19 protein-coding genes are annotated in these 23,603 nt (G+C 55.4%); 7 read left to right on the forward strand and 12 right to left on the reverse strand.

The window, feature by feature from the left end; genetic code table 11:
• Window positions 1-160 precede the first annotated feature (160 nt).
• Together H7F31_RS24005 and H7F31_RS24010 are read left to right on the forward strand one after the other, a co-directional pair.
• Window positions 161-1,915 carry a sensor histidine kinase gene (locus tag H7F31_RS24005; protein WP_187100828.1) on the forward strand — a complete coding sequence of 585 codons (1,755 nt, stop codon included), beginning with the start codon at window positions 161-163 and terminating at the stop codon, window positions 1,913-1,915.
• Window positions 1,905-3,557 (forward strand): response regulator transcription factor, encoded by a 1,653-nt coding sequence (locus H7F31_RS24010; protein ID WP_187100829.1) that lies wholly within the window; start codon window positions 1,905-1,907, stop codon window positions 3,555-3,557. The genes H7F31_RS24005 and H7F31_RS24010 overlap by 11 nt, the downstream gene beginning before the upstream one ends.
• 52 nt (window positions 3,558-3,609) lie before the next feature.
• Here the strand turns inward: H7F31_RS24010 and H7F31_RS24015 are convergent, their stop codons facing one another.
• From H7F31_RS24015 to H7F31_RS24050, 8 genes are all read right to left on the reverse strand, one after another.
• Complete coding sequence (locus H7F31_RS24015; RefSeq protein WP_187100830.1) at window positions 3,610-6,375, reverse strand: FAD-dependent oxidoreductase; 2,766 nt, start codon at window positions 6,373-6,375, stop codon at window positions 3,610-3,612.
• A 5-nt stretch (window positions 6,376-6,380) separates the two neighbouring features.
• Window positions 6,381-8,147: a hypothetical protein gene (locus H7F31_RS24020; RefSeq protein WP_187100831.1), complete on the reverse strand. Its 1,767-nt coding sequence runs from the start codon at window positions 8,145-8,147 to the stop codon at window positions 6,381-6,383.
• 78 nt (window positions 8,148-8,225) lie between these two features.
• Window positions 8,226-9,074 carry a carbohydrate ABC transporter permease gene (locus H7F31_RS24025; protein ID WP_222622721.1) on the reverse strand — a complete coding sequence of 283 codons (849 nt, stop codon included), beginning with the start codon at window positions 9,072-9,074 and terminating at the stop codon, window positions 8,226-8,228.
• A 7-nt stretch (window positions 9,075-9,081) separates the two neighbouring features.
• Window positions 9,082-10,074, reverse strand: coding sequence for a carbohydrate ABC transporter permease (locus H7F31_RS24030; RefSeq protein WP_187100832.1), 993 nt, complete (start codon window positions 10,072-10,074; stop codon window positions 9,082-9,084).
• A gap of 45 nt (window positions 10,075-10,119) precedes the next feature.
• Window positions 10,120-11,637 carry an ABC transporter substrate-binding protein gene (locus H7F31_RS24035; protein ID WP_187100833.1) on the reverse strand — a complete coding sequence of 506 codons (1,518 nt, stop codon included), beginning with the start codon at window positions 11,635-11,637 and terminating at the stop codon, window positions 10,120-10,122.
• A gap of 254 nt (window positions 11,638-11,891) precedes the next feature.
• Window positions 11,892-12,218 carry a DUF6171 family protein gene (locus H7F31_RS24040; protein WP_315970516.1) on the reverse strand — a complete coding sequence of 109 codons (327 nt, stop codon included), beginning with the start codon at window positions 12,216-12,218 and terminating at the stop codon, window positions 11,892-11,894.
• Between the two features lie 9 nt (window positions 12,219-12,227).
• A complete protein-coding gene (locus H7F31_RS24045; protein WP_187100834.1) occupies window positions 12,228-13,724 on the reverse strand; it encodes an alpha-N-arabinofuranosidase in 1,497 nt (498 codons plus the stop codon).
• Between the two features lie 110 nt (window positions 13,725-13,834).
• Complete coding sequence (locus H7F31_RS24050; protein ID WP_187100835.1) at window positions 13,835-14,620, reverse strand: alpha/beta hydrolase; 786 nt, start codon at window positions 14,618-14,620, stop codon at window positions 13,835-13,837.
• Between the two features lie 262 nt (window positions 14,621-14,882).
• Here H7F31_RS24050 and H7F31_RS24055 point away from each other — a divergent pair, with 262 nt between their 5' ends.
• Window positions 14,883-15,368, forward strand: a complete 486-nt coding sequence (locus tag H7F31_RS24055) for a C40 family peptidase (RefSeq protein WP_087567275.1) — start codon at window positions 14,883-14,885, stop codon at window positions 15,366-15,368.
• Window positions 15,369-15,454: 86 nt separating this feature from the next.
• Here the strand turns inward: H7F31_RS24055 and H7F31_RS24060 are convergent, their stop codons facing one another.
• A complete protein-coding gene (locus H7F31_RS24060) occupies window positions 15,455-16,039 on the reverse strand; it encodes an ATP-dependent DNA ligase (RefSeq protein ID WP_187100836.1) in 585 nt (194 codons plus the stop codon).
• A gap of 130 nt (window positions 16,040-16,169) precedes the next feature.
• On the opposite strand from H7F31_RS24060, the gene H7F31_RS24065 reads away from it, so the two are divergent.
• The 3 genes from H7F31_RS24065 to H7F31_RS24075 all read left to right on the forward strand — a co-directional run bounded on the left by H7F31_RS24065 (window position 16,170) and on the right by H7F31_RS24075 (window position 18,791).
• Window positions 16,170-16,385 carry an alpha/beta-type small acid-soluble spore protein gene (locus H7F31_RS24065; RefSeq protein WP_187100837.1) on the forward strand — a complete coding sequence of 72 codons (216 nt, stop codon included), beginning with the start codon at window positions 16,170-16,172 and terminating at the stop codon, window positions 16,383-16,385.
• A gap of 146 nt (window positions 16,386-16,531) precedes the next feature.
• Entirely contained in the window at window positions 16,532-17,722 is a 1,191-nt protein-coding gene (fabV, locus tag H7F31_RS24070; protein WP_187100838.1) for an enoyl-ACP reductase FabV, read from the forward strand.
• Between the two features lie 130 nt (window positions 17,723-17,852).
• A complete protein-coding gene (locus H7F31_RS24075) occupies window positions 17,853-18,791 on the forward strand; it encodes a ribose-phosphate diphosphokinase (protein WP_087567278.1) in 939 nt (312 codons plus the stop codon).
• Window positions 18,792-18,966: 175 nt separating this feature from the next.
• Here the strand turns inward: H7F31_RS24075 and H7F31_RS24080 are convergent, their stop codons facing one another.
• Window positions 18,967-19,908, reverse strand: coding sequence for an aldo/keto reductase (locus H7F31_RS24080; protein ID WP_187100839.1), 942 nt, complete (start codon window positions 19,906-19,908; stop codon window positions 18,967-18,969).
• A 17-nt stretch (window positions 19,909-19,925) separates the two neighbouring features.
• Window positions 19,926-20,930: a Gfo/Idh/MocA family protein gene (locus H7F31_RS24085; RefSeq protein WP_187100840.1), complete on the reverse strand. Its 1,005-nt coding sequence runs from the start codon at window positions 20,928-20,930 to the stop codon at window positions 19,926-19,928.
• Between the two features lie 145 nt (window positions 20,931-21,075).
• On the opposite strand from H7F31_RS24085, the gene H7F31_RS24090 reads away from it, so the two are divergent.
• The gene (locus H7F31_RS24090) at window positions 21,076-21,924 is read left to right on the forward strand and encodes an AraC family transcriptional regulator (protein ID WP_187100841.1); all 849 of its coding nucleotides are present in this window, start codon (window positions 21,076-21,078) and stop codon (window positions 21,922-21,924) included.
• A 234-nt stretch (window positions 21,925-22,158) separates the two neighbouring features.
• Here the strand turns inward: H7F31_RS24090 and H7F31_RS24095 are convergent, their stop codons facing one another.
• Entirely contained in the window at window positions 22,159-23,442 is a 1,284-nt protein-coding gene (locus H7F31_RS24095) for a UDP-glucose dehydrogenase family protein (RefSeq protein WP_187100842.1), read from the reverse strand.
• Window positions 23,443-23,603 lie beyond the last annotated feature (161 nt).

A 23,603-nucleotide genomic window follows, 5' to 3' on the forward strand; every position in this document is an offset into this window, starting at 1 on the left:
GGGTCTTCGCGTGTCGCGGTACCTGCATATCGCAACTTTCTACGGTCCAGGTGGATGTTTCTACGCACTTTCGCCAAGAGGCCGCTTCCCATTTGACAGACCGAAAACGCAATGAGTAAACTGAGGTCACCGTCCAACGAACAAGGGGGAGGCGCAAGCCATGACAGACGCGTTACCTCATAAGATACGATTCAAAATGTTCATCGTCATCGTAGCCAGCATGTTGACCGTCGTGCTGTCCATCAGCACGATCGCCTTCCGGTATATTACGAACCTGCTCACCGAAAAACAGATGAGCCAGATGGAATCCTATGCCGGCCGTCAAAGCGACCAGCTGGAAAGAATTCTGTCCGGCGTAAAGACGCCGCTCGCGGAGCTGGCGGGCAAGCTGGCCGAGACGGACCTATCGGAGGGAGCCGTAACCGACGTGCTGCGAATGTACCAATACTCCATCTATCCATTCTCAAGAGGCATGTTCTTCATCTCGCCGGACAGGTCCATTTACGAATCCGTCCCCGCCACGAGGATACCGGAGCATCTTATCGACGAGCTGTACGCGCAGGCCCATGCCTCTTGGCAGTCCTTGCAGTCGGTAGGGCCTTACGAATCTCCGAACAAGGGACTCGTGCTCACGATTTCCGTGGCGGTCAATCAAGGCACGGAGACGCGGGGCATTTTGGCGGCAGATCTGGATCTTCGGGCGATCAACGAGATGATCGTCGGCATGATCCCGGATCCGTCCATCACGACGCTCGTGTTCAACGCGGATGGACGGCCCCTCATCAGCGCTGTCAAGCTGCGGCAGGACGAATATGCCAGCCTATATCCGCAAATCCGGGAAGGACTGCAGCAAGGCAGCTTCGGCATGATTCCCCTGTTCGCCGAGCACAATGAATATATCGCGTTGTTCAGCGGAATCGGTTCGCAGGATTGGCAGCTCGTCAACTTTGTAAAAAAAGGAGACATACTCGCCCCCGTAGAGCGGCTTCAGCTATACACGCTGTACGTCGGCTTGTTTTTTATCCTCCTGTCGTTCGTCATTGCGTTTTTCCTTGCCCGGTACATCGATAGGCCCATCTCGGGCCTGATGATGCAGATGCGACGCATTCAGAAGGGCAATCTCAAGCTTCGCGTCGACTCCAGCCGGAAGGATGAATTCGGCACTCTAGCCGATTCCTTTAACGTCATGCTGGACCGCATCGAGGAGCTGATCGACGACAAGCTGCTGATCGAGAAGACAAAGAAACATTACGAGCTCCGCGCTCTGCAAGCGCAGATTAATCCCCACTTCCTGTACAATACGTTGAATTCCATCAACGTTCTCGTGGACTTGAAACGAACCGACGAGATCGCGAAGGTGCTTCACGCCTTGGTTCATCTGCTGGACTATTCCATGGGCAAGGGCGAGGAATTGACGCCGCTTGCGGGCGAGCTGCAGGGGCTCCGGCATTACGTCTATCTGCAGCAGATCCGCTACCGGAACAAGTTCGACGTCCGTTACGAGATCGACGAAGATTTGCTTGCCTGCAGACTGCCAAAGCTGACGCTGCAGCCCATTATGGAGAACGCGATCTTCCACGGGATCAAAGAGAATCGCATGGGCGAGCGCGGAGTCATCACGGTGGGCGGAGAAATCGAAAACGCGGGCAACGTGCGCCTGTACGTCAAAGATAACGGCATCGGCATTCCGCCAAAGAAGCTGGCCGTCTTGCTGGATCCCGCGGCGTCTGCGCCTACTCCCTCCAAGCCGTTCCCCCGTTATTCATCGATCGGGCTGCATAACGTGCACGACCGGATCAAGCTGCAATTCGGAGACGCTTACGGTCTGAAGATCGAAAGCGAGGAAGGACAAGGGACATGCGTCGAGATCAGATTCCCGGTCTTGAAAGGAGATGAAAAAACCGATGAACAATGATGTATTCGCGATGGAGAAGGTGCGCCTCGTCGTCGTGGACGACGAGGCGCTTATTCGCGAACGGTTCCGCTACGCGTATCCTCTTGAGGAATACGGATACGAAATCGTCGGCGAAGCGGAAGACGGCGAGGAAGCGCTGGCGCTCTGCCTCCAGACCAACCCGGACATCGTCATTACCGATATCGTTATGCCGAGAATGGACGGCCTGGAGCTGACGGAGAAGCTGCGAACGGCGATGCCGCGCGTCAAGGTCATCATCCTGTCCAGCTTTCAGGAATTCGAATTCGCCCGCAAAGCGGTTTCCTTGGGCGCGCTGGGCTATTTGCTCAAGGTCACCTCCGGTTACCAGGAACTGCTCGCCATATTGGAAAAAGCTCGAAAAGAAATCGAGGGCGATCGGGAATCGATGCTCGCGGCCATTGAGGAGCGCAAACACTTGCTGGACAGCCGGCCGCTTCTCCGCAAGCAGCTCCTCCTGGATATAAAGAACGGGGCCATCGAAGATGCGGGCAAGCTGAACGCGCAATGCGACTTCGTGCGTTGGCACCGGCCCGCGCAGCGCTTCTCGCTCGGCATCGTCAATATCGACCGTTATGACGAATTCTCGCGGACGTTTCATGACAAGGACATCGCGTTGTTCCGGTACGCCCTTATGTCGATGATCGAGGAAATCGCGGACAAATACGGCCCCTGCAACGTCTTTCCCTGGGAGCATAACAACATCGGGCTTTGGATCCAGCATCCGGAAGGCGACGGGGAGCGACTGGATTCCCTTGCCCGGGAAATCAGCCAATCCGTTAGGCAATACCTTCCCTTCAGCGTCTCCATCCGATTAAGCAGCATCCACAAGTTGGGGAGTTCTCCGCAGCAATGGACTCTGGGCTTTAAGGACGCTTATGCGGAATTGGAGGTCCTGCTTACGGCGCAATTCTATGGCAGCCAAGGCGGCATGCATCTCTACTCTACTCCCGCGAGTCCTGACGCCAACGGGGCGAACGAAACGCTCGCGCTCCCCGATCCGGCGCCGCTCCTCGCGGAACTTAGTTATGACGCGCAATTGCCGCGATTAATCCGCGACATCTATGTCGATCCCATGCGCCGCTCGTCGACATCTCCTGATTATGTACGAGACTGGTGCAGGGGGCTGGCCAAGCGTTGGACTGCAGGCGATCCGCAGGCGCAGCAGCGGTTAAAGCAGATTGGAGCAAATGGATTGGAGACGATTCAAGACGTCGAGGAATTTCTGATGGGACTGTTCGCCTGGAAGCGGAGCGACAGAGGCCTTGCTTTCGACCAGCCCGTACAGCGCGCCGAAATTCAGAAAGCGCTGGATTACGTCTCCGTGCATTACCGGAATCCGATCAGCGTCGCCGAGGTCAGCGAACATATCGCGATGAGTCCCAACTACTTCAGCCACTTGTTCAAGGTGCAGACCGGCATCAACTTCTCCGAATACGTAACCCGCTTTCGGATCGAAATGTCCAAGCAGTTGCTGGTCGATACGGAACTGCAGGTGCATGACATCGCGGAGCGGACGGGCATTCCGGATTATAAATATTTTGCGCGGATCTTCCGGCGTCTCGTTGGTATGACGCCAAGTCAATATCGGAAAGAGCAAATGGAAACATCCCTCGAAAAGTGACTAGAGAAGGGGCTGTCAATGCATCTAACGATGACTTGACAGCCCCTCTTCGTTACTTACCGATGCGTGCAGTTCGTATGCCGGCATCCAGCTGGCGCCGGAACCAGTCTTGCTCCGCGTAATCCCGCTCCATTGCCACGCTGCCGGATGGGTCCGTCGCGCTACTTCTGGGAACGTCCGCCAAATAAGCCAGCGCCGCTTCCTCGGAGATAACGCCGCTCGCGCGAAGCTCCCGCATCGCCACGACGACCGCAGCCGCTTCTTCTCCCCCGGATGCCGGCTCCGAAGGCCGCCAGCCGATATCCAGATACGCTTCCCCGGCATAAAAGGAAGGCCGAAGGCGTAGCTCCAGCTCACCTGCTTCTCCCTGCGCCGCGAGTGATATCTCTTGCTCAATTCGTACGCCAAGCAGCGTCGCGGTCAGCACGCGGCGATTATCGCATGCCGGAGATCCGCTTTGAACGTTCTCGTCATCCATAACATAAACCCGCGATGCTTCCAGGTATCCGGTACCGTTCTTATGAACGATCCGAAGGATGGCGCCTCGCCCCTCTTCAGCGGAAGACTCAGACGTTTCCAGCACCCGCGCTTCGTAAAGAACGTTCGCGCCGCTCTCCTCCAGCAACCGGTCGGCAGCCAGCTGAGCTAGGACGGGCTCCAACTCGCCGCCCGCTATTGCTCCTTCCTCAAGCAGGCTACGCATCAACGGGTTCTCGTCCGGTTGTCCGGCTTGCGGCGCCGAAGACGGCATGAAGCAGGTCTGGCGGGACCTCGTCAACTCCGTCAGCAGACTCGCGCTTCTCTCGACCAAGACGACGCTATAGCCCCGTCTGCTCAGTTCGGCCGCGCAGACGACTCCCGCCACCGTTCCGCCGATCACGGCCGCATCGAATCGGCCCAGCGAGGCGTCGCCACCCCCGCGCTCAGGCCCTTCATCGCCTTCGTTCTCCGGCTTCCCGGCCTTCGGCAGCAGCCTTGATGCCGCGCCGCGGACGTAAGCGCGCGGTTCATGGGCCTCGCCGATCACATCCGTTCCGCTACCCGGCTCGCCGCCGCACGCAGTGACGATCGCCTCGGCGCGCAGCTTCAGACTCCACTGCAAGGATTCCAACCGTTCTCCGTGCATCAGATAATCGCTTCCGAGCCTCGGGTCCTCTGACCATGCCTGGAGAGTCGCGGACACTTCCGATTGGTCAGCCTCCGGCAACGACGGCGTGACGACTGACAAATAGTCAAGCAGGAAAGTCGCATATGCGGACGATATGCCATTATGCTGCAACGCGCCGAGCGCTTCCCCCACACCCGCAGGACTTCGGAGCATACGCAAAAGAACGAACGAGGCGATCCAGAACGGCACGCATTTGTGATGATTGCTTAGCTTGTCGGGCGATTTCTCCGCTATGACGCGGAGCAGGTAGGGAACCGCCGCGTCACTGCCAAGCATCGCAAGCACGACCGCGGCGCAAAAGCGAACCTCCCTCGCCCCCGCTTCAAGCTTGTCAGCCAACATGGCGACGGCAAGCTCTCGTTCGTCCCCTCCTAACCGCGATAACAACCAAATCGCCTTCCAGCGTTCTTCCGTTTCCAGATAGGGAACAAGATCGCTCGCTCCATATGAAGCGGCATCCGACTCCCTTAATCCAGCCAACGCGCCGTGGCGGAATGCCAGGTTGCGCCCTGCCGTCCTCTGCAAGTCTTCCACTTCGATCACATGACGAGCCACCAATCGCTTCTGCAGCATGCCAATATCCAGATCACGAGGCAAACAATCCTTTCTGGCGCTCAGCGCGGCCGCAACGCCGGCTGCTTCGCCGACCTTGTGCATGTCTTTCTGCATTCTTACGCCCATCGACACGTCCCTGTCAGCCGACAACGAACGTCCGCCCACCAACAAGCTGCCGATCCCTTGAGGCAGCAGGCTGCCATACGGAATATCGCACCACAGCCCTTTGACAAACAGTCCCAGCACCGCGATCCACAGCTGGCTAAACTCGCTCTCGTTGCCGGTATCGAAACCATGGTTGTCCAGATGGGAGTAGCTTCGGCTGATGATATCTTCTGATGGAACATCTTCAATATAGTCACGAATTGATATCGTCGAGTCTCCCACAATTCGCCCGCCCTCGCGAACGCCGAGCATCGAAGAGATGCCGAAATAGCGATGACCCTGACTGTACCCTTCGCGAATCCATTCCCTGCCTCTCGTGAACGCGCGGCTTACATCCCAGGGATCGTAGGGATCTACCCAGCCCGCGTCCAGATTGTCGTAGCCGATCTGACCGTCTCGGAGCCGTCTTGGAATGAGCGAATAATTATGGTAAACGCCGTCCAAATCCCGTCCATATTGCAGCTTCGCCCCTGCCATTCGAGCCAGACTTCCGTTGCCCGTGCAGTCAATTGTTGTATGCGCTTGGATGCGAAGCGGACCCGAAGGCGCAAGAGCCAGAACGCCAACAACGTCGTTCTTTTCCATCAATACTTGATACACGACGGAATCCAGATACACCTGGACGCCGTGCTCCGAGCACAGGAGAGCCAGCGCAACGCGTTTGGCCTCGGGATGAAACCCCATCGTCCGGCCGCCAAACAGCTTCGCGATCTCCTCGGTTCGCCGGTCGATCAAATCCTGAAGCCCGCCCGGCGAACCATAATAATAGCGGTGGATGCCGCCACGCGTCGCCACGCCTCCCAAGGCGGAGTCGCTTTCGAGCAATACGACCTTCGCGCCTTCTTCTGCCGCGGCGAGCGCCGCCAGACAGCCTGCGGTACCTCCGCCAACGACTAACACCTCGGCTTCCATAACGTTATCCGCTTCCATTTCGATCACCCTTTCCAAGTTGATGCCGTATTTAATGCCCGTTTGTTCAGAGTTAACAACAAGGATGCCTTGTTCCCCGGCAAAGTCCACTCAGCCATCGCATAAGCGCCATTACGATTTCCATAAACCATCTCGCTGATGGCGAGACTGCCGTCGCCCGAGATCTTGCATTCGTAGACGGCATCTCCCAGCAGAACTTGTATTCGATCTGGAGACAGCAATCGCTCCGTCTCCTCCAGACCATTGGTTACTAAAAGAGGTACGCGGACCGCTATCTCCGCAGCCCCCGGATCCTCAAGCTCCATATCAAGCTCCACTCCTGCCGCGGATATGCGGTACGTTTCCTTAATTCCGCCGCAATCCCCGAGTTCGTCGCCACAATATCGAATCGTGAACTCGGCAAGCTCCGGCGTTGCCGCTACTATCGTCACTTCCGCTTGCAAGCCGGTACATGCCGATAAATATCGAACGCTCCCGTCCTGCCGGGGCCAGCCCGGTCCGATCGTCGCGGAAATTCGTTCGAAGCCCGGACTAAGCGCGTAAGCCTCATGGTCCGTCAACGGACTGGATAACGCAAGCTCCGAAGGCAAGCTGGAGCGGTGTATGCGTCCCAGTCCCGTCGCATCGTAATGGAGGTCGGCCGAAGTGTCCACTTCGACGGAGTAACCGCCGGCGCCGGCGAAAACTTTGTGGAACGACTCCGAGGTCTCCCAGACGTAACCTCCCGTCTCCGCCGGGCACGGGGACTCCGCAATGGAATCGTCGCAGAGCCAATAGCCGATCGCCAAGAAGGCGCCCATCGTAATCATGTATTTGTCGTAATAGCCGTATCCTTCCGTGCCGTGCTTGGAAGCGACCGGGAACTTGTTCTTGAGATGGCGCGGCTGTTCCATGCCGAGCCACGGAGCGATCGACTCCGCCGCCATGCGGGCCGAACGTTTGAAAGCGCCAGCCAGTACGTCGTTTCCCTCCCGCTTATATCGGACCGCTTCGTATTCGGCGATTGCGGCGAGCAGCGACTCGTTGAAGAGGAAGCCGTTGCTCCTGCCGCCGTATGCGAATTCCCCTGCAGCCGATTGCATGAACAGCGTCAGCGGTCCCGCCTGCCTCAGCCGTTCGTCCAGCTCTGAAGCGAACGGGCCGTCGTAGCCGAAACCCAGCAGCAGCGCGATATGGGCACGAGTCGTAATATCGTAAAGGATGGGATTTCCGGGATCCCGATACATGCCGTTCCCGTCGAAGCGGGTCAGCTGCTCCGGCCAATGCCGCGCAAAGTAAGCTCCGCTATCCGTTAAACCCTCCCGCTCCCGCATATATTCGCCGACCATGTTGTAGACGTTGATATTGTGCAGATGCGACGGATCCTCTCCTTCGCGCCATACCGAGACGAACGTCCGGTAAGGCTCAGCCCGCTCCAGCAGCGGCGCCCATCGGGTCCTTATCGTCTCCCATTCGGAGAGAACGTCCTTGACGATAAGCGCGGAGAACATGATCTCTTTCATGGCGAAATCGGCTTCATGATTGCCTTCGGAATCCGCGATCTCCTTGCAGCAGCCCACCATCATCTCTTCCCATAACGCGGCTGCATCCCGTTTCCTGCCTCCGTGAATCAGACAAGAAAGGACCGTCAGCATCCTGGAGTAAGAATGCAGATCCATCCGACCGTTTCCGTCCGCCGTCAATCGTTGTTCAATGCGCGCTTGCCCATACCCGTCCCAAGCCAGTTGCATCGTGTCCAGATACAGCTCCCTGCCTTCTTTGCTCCGAATCATGTTGCCATCTCCTCTCTATAAACGTGGAAGGGACTCCATGAGACCAACGCTCATGAAGTCCCTACTCTCGCCTGGCGGTCAACCCTTGATGGAGCCCGCCAAACCTTCGATAAAGTAACGCTGCAGGAACAGGAATACGATGAAGATCGGAATAACCGACATGCAAGCGCCCGCCGCGAGTCCCGTCCAGTCCACGCTGTTCGTGCCGAAGAAATTGTACATGCCTACCCCCAGCGTACGCAGCGAGGGATTGCCCAGCGTAAAGATCAGCGGCACGAAGAACGCGTTCCATGAGCTGATGAAGCTGAAGATTGTCACTGTACCGATGATCGGCTTGGAGAGCGGAAGCATGATGCTGAAGAACATCCGGAAGTAGCCCGCCCCGTCCATTCTTCCCGACTCCTCGATTTCCTTGGGCAAGGAAGCGAAGTACCCCACGAACAAGAGGATCGATACGATCTTGGAAGGACCCGATTCCGCCAAAATAATGCTGAACAGCGTGTTGTTGAAGCCCATGCCCACGATCAGCTCGAACAACGGCAGAATCGTAAACCCTTTGGGCAGGAACATGGATACCACGAGCAAGCCTAGAATCCACTTTTTGCCCGGCACATTGCCTCTTCCCAGCGCGTAACCCGCCATGGACGTAATGATGAGCACCAGAACGACGACCGCCACGGTCACCACGACGGAGTTCGTGAAGTATTGATAAAAGTTCGCGAGATCCCATGCCCGCAGGAAGTTATCGAACGTAGGCTCCTTAGGTATCAGACCGATGCCGCCGAGGAACATCTCGCTTTGCGACTTGAAGGCGGAGGAGACGATCCAGATGAACGGATAACTCCAGATGAGCGTGAAGGCGAGCAGCAGGATTTGGATGGGCAACTGTCTGCCGAATCTAGTAAGCCAAGCCATGGTTTTCGTCATTTCGCCCTCACGCTCCTTTCGTGCCGGATTTGCGCAGCGCTTTGCCGACCCCTGCTTGTATTAGGACGAATACGAGCACGGCCAAGCTGAACAGGATGGAAGCCGCCGACGCGAAGCCGTAGCGGGACGAGCCGCTCTCCGGTTCGAAGGCATAACGGTAAATATACGTTTGCACGACATCCGTAGTCTTAACAGGTCCGCCTTCCGTCATGGTCTGCACCAGATCGAACGGATCCAGACTGTGGATAAAGGTCAGCAGCGTAATGATCAATCCGATCGGCAGCAGCATCGGTATCGTAATACGGAAAAAGCTCTGCACCTTGCCTGCTCCGTCGATCTTGGCCGCTTCGTACAGCTCGGCGGGAATCGTCTGGAGCCCTGCCAGCCAATAGATCATCGGCGTGCCGAACGTCTTCCAGATGGAGACGACCAGCAGCGTCGGAAGCGCCGTCGACATGGAGCCCAGGTAGTTGATCGGTTCCTTGATGAGTCCGATGCCGAGCATGAATTCATTGATCGCCCCGCCCAGCGGATTGAGCAGGATCGAGAAGATAACCCCGATGACCGCGGTGGTGGATACGACGGGCACGAACAGCAGCAGTCTGTACGCGTTTTTCCCCGCAAGCATCGCGTTGTTCAGGATCACTGCCACGATCAGCGCGAGCGGCATCTGAACCAGCACGTGCGAAAGCGCGAATATAAAAGTGTTCTTGAAGGCGTTCCAGTACCCGGGGTCCTCCGCGGCTTCGATAAAGTTGGCGAGTCCGATGAATTCCGTCGGCCAGCCTGTACCATCCCAGTTGAAGAAGGAATAGTACCAGCTTGCCACCATCGGCCATACGGTGAAGGCGAGAAAGAATACGAGCATTGGCGTTATGAACAAATAATGATACCGGTGTTTCTTGATTTCTTGCCAGAGACCCGGCTTTCCGGAACGCGCCGGGCCGGGGCCGGCATTCCCCCCTGCGGGGAGAACGCCGGATTTGACGCCGTATGCCATCTGTACCACTCCTAGCTGTAGCTGCCTATATATTGGACGGCGGCCTTATTCGACGATGTAATTCTCCATCGGATTCCAATTCGGATACGTCATGTCCTCGCGCTTGAACGCGATGCCGCCTTCATTAGCGATTTTGATCTGCTCATCGATGACGACGTTCGCCTTCGCGTCGTATTCCGCGGCAAGCGGCGCGGGATCCGCGTTCTCGATGACCGCCTTCAGGAACACTTCCTGGATTCTCGGCTTCGGCATGGCTTCGCTGATGTTCTTGGAAAACTTGTCGTAATCCTGATTGTTCGTGTTGACGGCCGGCGTCATGCGGATCGTCTCGTCCATAACCTTCACGATTTGCTCCATGTCCTTAGACATCTCGACGCCTTCCATCGCTTCCGGCATCACGACGATTTCTTTCGCATACAGGTAGTTCGCTTTCTGGAACTCAAGCGAGCCAAGGAACTCGAGCACTTTCCAAGCCGCTTCCTTGTTCTGGGACTGCGAGCTCATCGCGTAGCGCGGCTCCGCGATCGTCGGCGTATCGCGGTAACCTTGACGGCCCGCATCCGGGATCGGCGCCGCTGCGATGCCCATGTTGATGCCATCGTTCAGCTTGCGGATTTCCTCGGCTTGCCAAGCGGCTCCGATGAACATGGCAACCTTGCCGGCGGCGAACTGCTGGTGCATCTGTGCCGGCTCCCAGTTCTCCCAGCCCGGCGCAATGATTTTGTTCGCGTTCAGATCGCGAAGAATATCCACGACCGGCGCGGCCGATACGGAGCTGTATTGACCCGTCTTGAGGTTGATGATCGTATTGCCTTCGTAGCCGATGACCCCGCCTTCCAAGCCGGAACCGAGGCCGGAGATCGAAAGACCGAACACGCCCGGCGATTTGCCCATCATGGCGAAGCCGTAAGCCTTGCCTTTGGCTTCCTTCGTGATCGCCGTCGCCATGTCCACGAATTCGCTATGCGTCTTCGGCGGCTCCGTAAAACCGTATTCTTGCAGAATGTCCGCGTTATAGTAGAGCGGTCTAACTTTGTCGAAGCGCGGATCACGCACGGGAAGGCCGATAATCTCGCCGCTCACGCGCACTTGGCTGGTCTTGCTGAACGCGCCGTCCGGGAATCTTTCCATAAACGCTTCGTCGATGTAGCTATCCAGCGGTTCTACCCATTTGTTGTCGTAGACGGTGCGCGCTTGCGGCTGGCCGCCTTCGATAAAGAACAGATCCGGCGATTCGTTGGCCGCGAAGGACAGTTGAAGCGCGTTGTTGTACTGCTCCGTCGGGTTGGCGATCGTCGTCACTTTAATATCCGGATTGGACTCCATAAATTTGGTCATTTGCTCCTTGTAGAACGCTTCGTCTCCCGGTCTCGCGGACAACACGGAGAACTTGAGCTCCACCGTTTTTCCCGGCGTCGGAGCGGCCGTGCTGGACGAACTGTTATTGCTCGGTCCCGCGTTGACGTTTCCGTTGCCATTGCCGGAACAACCGGACAATATTCCCGTAACCGCGAGGGCGACGGCCAGCGATCCCAGAGCCGCGCGATTTGATTTTTTTCTCATGAATGACACTCCCCTATTCTGCTTGATGCTTGAATGACAACCTCTCGCTTTACACTTGTATTGTATCAACCCACGGGTTAGGTTGCGTATCCCATACTGCTACAATCCGGGTGGATAAATCTATCTGGATTTACTTCACGTTGCCGCGCAAGACAAATAAGCCGCAAAAACGGTCCATCGGGACACGTTTTTGCGGCTTATGGGATCCATTCAACAAATAGGTCGGGTCATTCGGAATTGCGGAAGCCTTCCGGTCAAGGTTCCGCGTAGACGCCCCACCCCGCTCCGCCCGGAAGCGGACAACGCTTGGCCTTAAGCTTGGCGGCCACCCGGACGTAACACCCGCAAGCGACGCAAGTCGAACCGCCGGACAGTTTGGGGCATGCTCGGCATACGGCAAGCCTGCTCTCGTACACATCGTCCGGAACGGCATGGAGAGGCGAGCTGAACATCGGCGCCGACAAGATACGGTCGATATCGGCTTCCGTGACGCGATAAGCGGGATCGCAGCCTCTGCAGCCCCCGGATTCGGACTGCCCGGACTGCCGGCGAGCAACCTGTCGATCTTCCGCGGTCATCATGAACCGCTCCTACGATTGAAGCTGCAGTACCGTTACGGACATCGGCGACAGCTTCACGCGGAGCGTCGTTCCTTCCAGGGAAAAGCCGCCAAACGGCGCCGGCTTCACGACGTCCGGCTGCTCGAACGTATTGTGGGCATCCATGGCGCTTGCCGTCAATTCCGTGCCGCTGACCTGCGGAGCGGCATCCGACAAACCGCGTAGATCGATGCTCAGCTCGGCTCCGCTATGTGGATCGACATTGCACAAGCTGATATGGATGCGGCCTTCCGCGTCTCTCGATGCGCTGGCGGACAGCTTGGCGATGGAGTCGCCGCCATGCGAATACGTTTCGTCCGACGACAGCTTCAGCTCCAGACGTTCGGCGTCGTGATGCACCTTGTACATATCGAATACGTGGTACGTCGGTGTCAAGATCATGGCTTCCCCTTCCGTAAGAATAACGGATTGCAGCACGTTGACGACCTGAGCGATGTTCGCCATGCGGACACGATCATTATGTTCATGGAAGATGTGGAAGTTGAGTCCTGCGACGATCGCGTCGCGGATTGAGTTTTGCTGATACAGAAAACCCGGATTCGTGCCCGGTTCTACGTTGTACCAAGTGCCCCATTCGTCGATAACAAGTCCTACCCGCTTATCCGGATCGTAACGATCCATGATCGCGGAGTGGCGAGTAATGAGCTCGTCCATCCGCAGCGTCTTCTTGAGCGTCACGAACCAATCCGCCTCCGTAAAGCCCGTCGCCGCGCCTTTGTCCGCCCAAACGCCCGGCACCGTGTAGTAATGAAGGGAGATGGAGTCCAGATGGCGATGCGCTTCGCGCATGAGAACGTCTGTCCATTCATAATTATCGTCGTTGGGACCGCACGCAATTCTGTGTATCTTGTTGTCTCCATAGTTGCGAACGTAAGTCTGATAACGCTTGTATACGTCCGCGTAATATTGCGGACGCATATTGCCGCCGCAGCCCCAATTCTCATTGCCGACGCCGAAGTAGGTCAGCTTCCACGGCTTCTCCCGGCCGTTCTTCGCACGCAGCTCCGCCATTGGCGATACGCCTTCGAATGTCATGTACTCCACCCACTCGGACATCTCCTGCACCGTGCCGCTGCCTACGTTGCCGCAGATGATGGGCTCGCATTCCAGCAGCTCGCACAACAACATGAACTCATGGGTGCCGAAGTGGTTGTTCTCCACCATGCCGCCCCAATGCGTGTTGATCATGCGCTTGCGCTCCTCGCGGGGGCCGATGCCGTCCTTCCAGTGGTATTCGTCCGCGAAGCAGCCGCCTGGCCAGCGCAACGAAGGGATCTTAATGCCTTTGAGCGCTTCCAGCACGTCGTTCCGGATGCCGCTCGTATTTGGGATCGGAGAGTCCTCGCCCACCCAAATCCCTTCATAGATACATCTGCCCAGATGCTCGGAGAAGTGGGCGTAGAGATTGCGGTCGATCTTGCCTAACGTTTGGTCGGCTTGAATCGTCAATACGTTTTGGTTCGTCATTGCCATGACCTCGCTATTCTAATGAGAGTAGGTTGCTCTAATTGAATTAATATTTTTATAAATCCAATTAGTGTTTATATTAATCCTACTCATAGAATACGCTTGCAGAGCTATTTTAGCAATCCTTTTTTACTTAACCAGCTTAGATAATGTTTGATTTGCGAATCCCAATGCCCCCATGAATGATCTCCGGGCCCTTCGGAGTAGTCCAGTTCATAGGCGGATTCCCGGCATGCTTCCCGGAAGCTCAGGTTTTCCTCGTAAAGGAAATCCTCTGTTCCGCACCATTGGTAAAGCGGCGGCAATGCCGCATCTGCCTTGGCCCCCCGCTTCAATAGCTCCAACAGATCATTGTCCGTTCCCTCCACGGGATCATCTCCGAAGATAAGGCCGAAGGAACGGCGGCGGTTCTCGTCATCCTTGGATTTTCGTATAAAGGCTGCCAAATCGACCGCGCCGGAGAAGCTGCCGGCTGCCGCGAATCGTTCCGGATGGCTTAGCGCCCACTTGAACGCTCCGTACCCCCCCATGGACAGACCCGCGACGAAATTATCCTCCGGCTTATCCGAGAGCGGAAACATCGATCTCGCAAGGAACGGAAGCTCTTCCGTCAGGAAAGTCCAGTAATCGCCCCCATGCACCATGTTCGCGTAATAGCTGCGATGAACGTTCGGCATGACGACGGCAATTCCATGCTCGTCCGCGTATCGTTCGACTGAAGTACGGCGCGTCCAGATCGTGTCGTCGTCGGAGAAGCCGTGGAGCAAATACAGCGTTTTGTATTTCCGCGATTCCGGGTTCATTCCGTTAGCTCTGGAGGGCTGCGGCAGCAGCACCGTCATGGACGTACTTAGTCCCAGCGATTCGGCAATAAAGTGACACTTCAGCAAAGCCATTCGATTATCTTCTCCCTTGACTCATAGTATCGTTACGACTAATATGCTAGCAGAAAACCCGATGTTGCGAAACCTGGAATTGAAGCGCTCTCAGCGCTTATTCCTCCTGCTCGCTTTCATGAGATTTTTTTCATGCAATTCTCATAAAGCCAAAAAAAGCGCTCTGCCAGAACCTTTCCAGCTCTCATTTGGCAAAAAGGCCCTGTTTCAATTATGATATATTGATTTTATGAAAAACGACCTGGAGGGATACACTGACAACATGAGAAACGGAAACCTGCTCAAGCACATCGTCAAAATCGGAACCTGCGGCGCAATTATTTGGTCCGCCGTAACGTTCGGAGCCGGCACAGACTCGGCTCATGCAGCAACTCCTACATCGATAGCGTTAATCGACAGCAGCAAAGATTACATAGGCACGCCATACCTTTATGGCGCGGCCGCGGGCTCAACCTCCGCATTCGACTGCTCCTCATTTACCCAATACATGTTAGGATCCATCGGCGTCTGGCTGCCACGCACATCAACGGCTCAAGCCTACATGGGCGAAAAGGTTGGCAAAGGATTTCTGAGCATGGGCGATCTCGTGTTCTTCAGCACAAATGGAGGCAAATCCATCAGCCATGTCGGCATCTATGCAGGATCCGGCAAGTTCATCCATAGCTCCAGCAGCAAAGGCGTTACCGTAACCGACATGAACTCCAGCTACTGGAAAAATAAATACGTAACTGCACGCCGGGTACTGTAAGCGGAAGTTCAAAAAGCTGTTCCCCTGAAGAACGAATTCGTTCTTCGGCGGAACAGCTTTTTTGGTCCCATTCATCATCGATCAGGTCAGGTCTTCACCTTAATCCACTCTTCGCTTCTGCCTTCTGCGTACAAGCTCCGCCAAGACTTTCCGATTACGCCTTGCAGACCCAACTCCCTGACTTGGCTCTGCAGCGATTCGCTAGTACCTCTTGCAAACACCATTCGCTTAAAGCAGGCATTATCCTCCAGCACGGCAAGCAGCATACGCTTCCGCTTATATAGAGGAAACACTCGCAAATCGATGCCGTTATAATAAAGAATATCGAATACAAAAAAACGGAGCGGCATCATCGATTGCGCTTCGCGAATACGCAGATCGCCCTTTAAACGGTAACGATGCTGGAGCACTTCGAAGTCCGTCTTTCCGGACTCCGGATGCACATAGGCGAGCTGCCCGTCGAAAACGACGTCTGCGGGTTTGCGCAACGGGACGTTATGTAATTCCGGATATTGCCTCGTCACGTCATACCCGTGCCGGCTCAGCAGCTTGACTACGCCTCCGCTCATTGCCAGCTGGAGACGCTGACCATGAATCAACGGCTCGAACAAAAATCCCTCGTCATCAAAAGGTCCGTCCCCTTCGGTGGAGAGCATAGGTTTCATAAACATAGGATGAGTCACCTCGTTCCCATTTTATCATGCATCTATCCATCGAATCCTCGGTAAATTTAGGTTCAATTGACGAATAATTCGTGTAGATGCAACGCATAATATCGGTAGAAAAGGAGGTTGACCATAGATGTCCAACAATAGAAGCAGCAACAATCTACTCGTTCCCCAGGCTCGCGCCGCCCTGGAGCAGATGAAATATGAAATCGCGGGCGAATTGGGAATTCAGCTCCCGCAAGACGGCTATTACGGCAACATGACCGCGCGGGACATGGGCTCCATTGGCGGATACATTACGCGCCGCCTGGTTCAGATGGCTCAGCAGCAGCTTGCAGGCCGCCAATAACCGAAAACGCATTGTCGGAGAGCGCAGCGGCGCTCTCTTTTTGCATTTCGCTTCCATTCGGTTGAGAAAATCGGTAAAATGGGATAGAGTTGTCCTTTGTACATAAATGATGAACGTATTTCATGAAAAGAAAGGAATATCCCAATATGATCATTCAACCAAAAACTCGCGGCTTTATATGCACAACGGCTCATCCGGAGGGCTGCGCCAAGCAAGTTCAGCGGCAAATCGATTACGTGAAAGGCCAGCCTGCTCTGACAGGCCCGCGCAATGTGCTCGTAATCGGCGCTTCCACGGGTTATGGTCTTGCATCGCGCATCGTCTCCGCCTTCGGAGCAGGCGCGAATACGGTCGGCGTTTACTTCGACAAAGCTGCCGAAGGAGCACGCACCGCCTCCGCGGGCTGGTATAACTCCGCCGCATTTGAGCAAGCTGCCGCCGCTGCCGGCACGAGGTCCTACAGCATCGTCGGCGACGCTTTCTCCGACGAGATTAAAGCCAAAACGATCGACCTGATTCGTACGGAGCTTGGCAAGATCGACCTGATCGTGTATAGCGTCGCCTCCCCGCGCCGCACGCATCCCAAGACAGGCGAAACGTTCTCTTCCGTTATCAAGCCGCTTGGCGAGACTTACAGCAACAAAACCGTCAACTTCCATAATGGCGACGTTTCGATCGCTACGATCGAGCCGGCAACGGATGACGAGCTGCGTCAGACTATTGCGGTCATGGGCGGCGAGGACTGGCAGATGTGGATCGACGAGCTCAGTGCAGCCGGCGTTCTCGAGAACGATGTCACGACGGTAGCTTATTCCTATATCGGACCCGAGATTACGCATGCCGTCTACCGCGAAGGAACGATCGGCGCGGCGAAAAACGATCTCGAGACAACGGCTCAGCGGCTAAACAACCAGCTGTCGGCAACCGGCGGACGGGCGTTCGTATCCGTGAACAAGGCGCTCGTAACCCAATCGAGCTCCGCGATTCCGGTCGTGCCGCTGTACATCTCCGCTCTGTACAAAGTCATGAAGGAGAAAGGCCTGCATGAGGGCTGCATCGAACAGATGTATCGTCTGTTCTCCGAGCGGCTGTACGCCTCTAACGGAGTGGCAGTAGACGAAAAAGGCCTTATCCGAGTCGATGACTGGGAGATGAAGCCGGAAATTCAAGCGGAGGTCGCTCAGCTATGGGCTGATCTGACTACAGAGAATGTCTACGAGCTGTCCGATCTGGAAGGGTATCGCCGCGAGTTCTTCCAATTGTTCGGCTTCGAGACGGACGGCATTGATTACGAAGCGGATGTCAATCAGGACGTAAACATCCCGAATTTGCGTTAAGTTTTCCTATATTTCAACAAAACGCTGAGCGTCGGCCGCGGCCGTGCTCAGCGTTTTTGACCACATAAGATTTTTAAAGTTTCCGAGCTTATCGGACATTTGAAATTTAATCCTTGAAGCGGAGGGCAATATGCCGAATATTAAAATTTTTGCCGGATCATCAAACCCCCGGTTAGCAGAAGCCGTGTGCAAGCAGCTTGAGCTGCCGCTCGGCCGCTCCAACATCTCCCGCGCGCAAAGCGGCGAAATTCATGTTTCTTACGAAGAGTCGATTCGCAACTTCGATATCTTTATCGTGCAGTCGCTCTCTCATCCCGTCAACGAGAATCTCGTCGAGCTGCTTGTTATGATCGATGCGGCCAAACGCGCTTCGGCCAAGTCCGTTAACATCGTCATGCCGTATTACGGCTACGCGCGTCAAGAGAGGAAAGCTGCGCCTCGCGAACCGATCTCGGCCAAGATGGTCGCCGATGTTCTGACGACAGCCGGGGCATCCCGGATCATTACTGTCGATCTTCATGCGGATGCTATCCAGGGTTTCTTCAAGATCACGCTCGATCACTTGACCGCGCTCGATTTGATTATCGAATATTTGCGTTCCAAATCCATTCAGAACCCTGTCGTCGTATCGCCCGACGCCGGACGCGCCACGACAGCGGAAAAGCTGGCAGGCTTACTGGATTGCCCGTTCGCGATCATGATCAAAAACCGTCCGGCTCACAACGAGTCCGAAATTACGCATATTATCGGCGAAGTCGAAGGGATGACGCCAATCATCATCGAGGATCTGATCGATACGGGCAGCACCATCATCAACGTCGTCGAGGCGCTTAAGAAACGCGGCGCCGAAGACGCCTTTATTTGCGCAACGCACGGACTATTCTCGGGTGACGCGGTACAAAAACTGAACCATCCCAACATTCAAGAGGTCGTCATCACGGACACCATCAGTCTCGACCAGGAGCATTCCGACAAATTCGTCCTGCTTCCGATGGCTCCGCTGCTTGGAACAGCCATTCGCATCATTACGGAGGGCGGCTCCATCGCGACACTGTTCAAGTCGGAATGAAAAAGAACCGTCAGGGTGCTTTGCCACTGACGGTTCTTTTGGTGCTGGCGCCTACAATGGTTAAAAGCGGCGCCCTTGCTGATGCTTTAGAGGGAAATTCCACCTCTAATCCAGGCCGGATCGCTCAAAGCCAAACCGAAAGCTCGATTTGTCCAGATTAAAGGGCCTTTTCCCCTCAAATTAAGCTATCCTTCTTCAGATCCAGCCAATCCATCTCCGCCTGCGTTAAAACAATTCGTGAACCCTCGTCGCAGGATGTCAGCTCCTGCGTCGTCTGCGCGCCGATCAGGGCGCAGGTCGGGAACGGCTGATTCAGCACATAAGCCAAGGCAATCTGAATGGCACTTGCTCCCTTCTGTTCACCAAGCTTACGCGCCCGCTCCAATCTCTCCCAATTGTCATCGTTGTAAAATACCCGTACCAAATCCGCATTGTCCCTTACTTCCGGCGTGAATCGTCCCGTGAAGAACCCTCTTGCCTGCGAAGACCATGACAACAGCGGGAGACCTTCGCGCTCATGCCATGCGCAGGTTTCCTCGTCCGCCGATACGCAGCCCTTCCAGAACGGCTCGTTCGGTTTCGCAAGGCTAAGGTTCGGACTGCTGAAAGTAAAGCCCCTTAAGCCATTGGCCGAGGCATATTCATTCGCCTCCTGGATTCGCTGCCAAGTCCAGTTGGATACGCCGATCGCGCCTACTTTGCCTGCCTCGATATGTTCGTTAAGCGCGTCCACGATAACCTGCACCGGTATCTCGGGATCGTCGCGGTGCAAGCCGTAGAGATCGATATACCCCGTACGCAGCCGATCCAGACTCACGGAGAGATCATAAGCGATGTCCTTGCGGGTAACGCGCGGTCCGTTCTGATCGTGATGGGCTCCCTTGGTCAAAATGACGATCTTGTCCCTGTTTCCCCTCTCTTCCATATAACGGCCAATTACTTCTTCGCTCTGACCTCCGCAATAAATATGGGCGGAATCCAGCGAGTTGCCGCCGATGGCAAGGAAAGCGTCCAGATTCGTTGCCGCCTTCTCGTAGGAATCGTGATAGAAATAGTCCGTGCCCTTCATCAATTGAGACACCGGTTTGTCGCAGCCTTTAATTTGAATATATTCCATGGTTATTGTCCTCCTGATTAGTTAATGGCTACTCTTGCTCTCTCGCGTGCGGATTGCAAGCAGGCATCAATGACCTTCATATTGCGGACAGCGTCAAGAGCATCATAGCGAAGCGGTTCTTCTCCTTTGACGGCGCGATACAACGCGTCGGCTTGGGCCGTATAGGCGTTGACATGCTCGACCTCCACCAATCGGCGTTCTCCTCCAGCGTTTACATAAAAGTTGCCGCTGCCTGGCTGGGGCGTAACGAATGCGGAAGGAACTTCAATAATGCCTTCAGTACCAAGAATCTCAAGCGGGTTGCGGAACGCCGCCCACATGCCGCAGTCGAACGTCAAGGAAACTCCGCCTTCGAATTCCAGCAGACCGGATGCCATCATATCCACATCATCATGCTCCTGCGAGAAGATCGCCTGAACCGTCGCCGCTTCGGGTTCCTTGCCAAGCAACAGCCGTGCAGCGTTGATCGGGTAACAGCCAACGTCGTAGATAGAGCCGCCGCCCCAATCCTTGCGATAACGGACATTGGCGGAATCTTTGGCGTTGTTGAACGTAAACGCGCTGCGAATGCCCCTGAGCTCGCCAATCTCTCCGGACGCTATGATTTCCCGGAGCTTGTCGTAACGCGGATTCCAACGATACATAAACGCTTCGGACAGTTGAACGCCGGCTTTGGCGCAAGCCTCTGCCATTTCCTCTGCTTCTTTAGCGGTTAATGCCAGTGGTTTCTCGCAAAGGATATGCTTGCCTGCCTCTGCGGCGCGAATCGTCCACTCTCTGTGCAGATGATTAGGCAGCGGAATATAAACGACATCGATGGCAGGATCCGCGAGGAGCTCCTCGTAGCTGGAGTAGGCTTGGCCGATTCCATGCTCTTCTGCCGTGCGCGAAGCCTTATCGGCATCCCGGCTGGCAATAGCCGTCACTTCGTTCCATTTGGAGGCTTGCACGCCTGGAATCACTGCGCGTTTTGCAATCCCGGCACAGCCGAGCACGCCCCATTTTAATTTGGTCGCCGTCATATTTGATTGCTCCTTTGTAGGTGTGATAATACTATATTGTGATTATATGACTACTCGATTAAAATGAAAATGACAATATATTAAAGGTGTTTAGCACGATTTTGTCTTAAAATATGAATTCAAAAGTAAGGAGGTCGGCCTATAAATGCAGCGTCAAAGTCACTTGCTTACGCTTCCCCATAGCCCTTACTTCTGTATGCCCGAATCCGTCGGACATTATGAGGATTTTATGGAACATACCGTTCATCGCAAGGCCGGAGCGCAAAATAACTTCAATATCCATTTTGTCGTGTCGGGCAAAGGTTATGTAGAAATAGACGGGGAGCGACATGCGCTAGTCGCAGGCGACGCCGTCTTGTATTTCCCCCTTCAGGAGCAGACCTATTACACCAGTCAAGACGATCTTTGGAGCTGCCGTTGGGTCCACTTCTACGGCGATGGCCTGCTTGGCGATTTCCTCGTCAATCAGGAGCTGCATCTCAGCCAGCTCTGGTCGCTCCGGGGAACCGAGCAGTGGATTGCCGCGCACGAAGAGCTGCTTGCCGAAGCGGAGCAGCATCGGATGTTGCGCCCTCATCGGCTATCGACGCTTACTTATGCGCTAATCGCGTTATTTGCCGAACAAGCCGTGCCGAGAACAACGATCAAGCCCGTCTCTTCCGGCAACCGCATTCTGGAGCTTCTGCCGTTGATGCAAAAGGAAGCCGTCCAGCCCTTCGAGCTGGAGCGCTGGTCCTCCCTTGTTGGGGTTACTCCCCATTACTTCTGCAAGCTGTTCCGAGCTGTCATGGAGATGACGCCGATGGACTTCATAACGCGCTGCCGACTGCAGACGGCCAAGCAATGGCTGCTGGAACGCCAATCGGCCTCCGTCGGCCAGATCGCGACGGAGGCCGGTTATCCCAGCGCCAGCTATTTCAACAAACGATTTATGGAGCATGAGGGCATGACGCCAACCTCTTATCGCCAGCTCTATAACAATGCGAATAAATAATGGGGCTGGGGCTAGACGGCTACTTGTTCTTGTCTGGCCCCAATATAACTTTGTCGCACACTTTAGATCGGCGACGCCGACTTAAATCCGAAAAAGCAGCCTTCCCGCACACTTTAGATCGGTGACGCCGACTTAAATCCGAAAAAGCTGCCTTCCCGCACACTTTAGATCGGTGACGCCGACTTAAATCCGAGAATGCAGCCTTCTCGCACACTTTAGATCGGCGGCGCCGACTTAAATCCGGCCTAATCCAACATACGTCAAGCCGGCTTCGCGGACTTTGGCCGGGTTCAGCACGTTACGCCCATCCATTACAACCTTGCCGCTCATTTTTTGCCGAAGCTGATTCCAATCGGAATCCACGAGCTCCTTCCAGCCGGTCGCCACGATGAGGGCGTGCGCCCCCGACGCTGCATCGGCAGCTGACTTCGCCCAGACAACGCCTGGCATAGCAGGCGAAACAAGCGGGTCGTATGCCGTAACGGCGCAGCCTCTCGCAGCCAATCGCTTCATAAGCTCAATCGCTTGCGAATACCGCAAATCGTCGGTATTCTCCTTAAACGTAGCTCCGAGCACCGCAACTTTGACTTCCGAGTCCAGACGGCCAAGCGCCTTCTCCAGCTTGCCGATATAATAGTCCGGCTGGGAAGCATTGACGGCGGCGACTTCCCGCAGCAGCCCCAGGCCAATTTTGCGGGAAGCCGCAGCTCCAATCAGCGCGCTGACGTCCTTGGGCAGGCACGAGCCCCCGTACCCGATGCCGGCTTGCAGAAACTTGCCTCCGATCCGCGTATCCTTGCCTATGCCCTCGGCCACCTGCATAATATCGGCGCCGAATACGTCGCAGACGCGCGCCAACTCGTTTACAAAAGAAAGCTTTGTCGCCAGGAACGCGTTGGAACCGTATTTGATCAGCTCGGCCTCCGTCTGTCCCGTCCACACCGTCTCCGCTTCGATCCCGTTATAGATGGCCCGCACTTTCTCGGCCGCATCGACGCTCCTGCTGCCGATAACGATACGATCGGGATTAAGCGTATCGTGGATCGCCGTGCCTTCGCGCAGAAATTCCGGATTGGACACGATATCGAAGAGCGCGCCGGGCACGCCAAGTCCCAGGAGGAACTCCTCCGCCCATACGCCTGTACCCGGCGGCACCGTACTTTTCATAATAATGACCTTATGTGTATGAAGCACGGTGCTTAACGCCAGAAGCACGCTTTTCACGTACACGAGATCTGCACTCCCGTCTACGGCCGAAGGAGTCCCTACTGCAATCATAATCAGCTCATGTTCGTTCATGCTTGCCGCCACGTCGGAGCTGAACGTCAGCCTGCCCTCTTTCCTGTTGCGAACGACCAGGTCGGATAATCCAGGCTCAAAAATCGGGATAATGCCCTGCTCCAAGGCATTAATCTTGGTTTCGTCGCGGTCGACGCATCTGACCTTGTGTCCAAGATCCGATAACACGGCAGCTGTAGTCAAGCCGACATAGCCCGCTCCAATGATACAAATCCTCATGAATACGCATCCTCTCCAGACACCAAAGGTACAATATCATGTGCAGAGAGAAAAGGAATGGAAACGGCGTATCACTAGCTGCATTTACAATAATTTAACCTAGGACCGGGCTCACGGCATGCGTTCGCCTATTCTGAAAGCATCATGACGTTACCGATTCG

The organism is Paenibacillus sp. PAMC21692, assembly GCF_014303795.1.
In the GTDB taxonomy this organism is placed as follows: domain Bacteria; phylum Bacillota; class Bacilli; order Paenibacillales; family Paenibacillaceae; genus Pristimantibacillus; species Pristimantibacillus agaridevorans.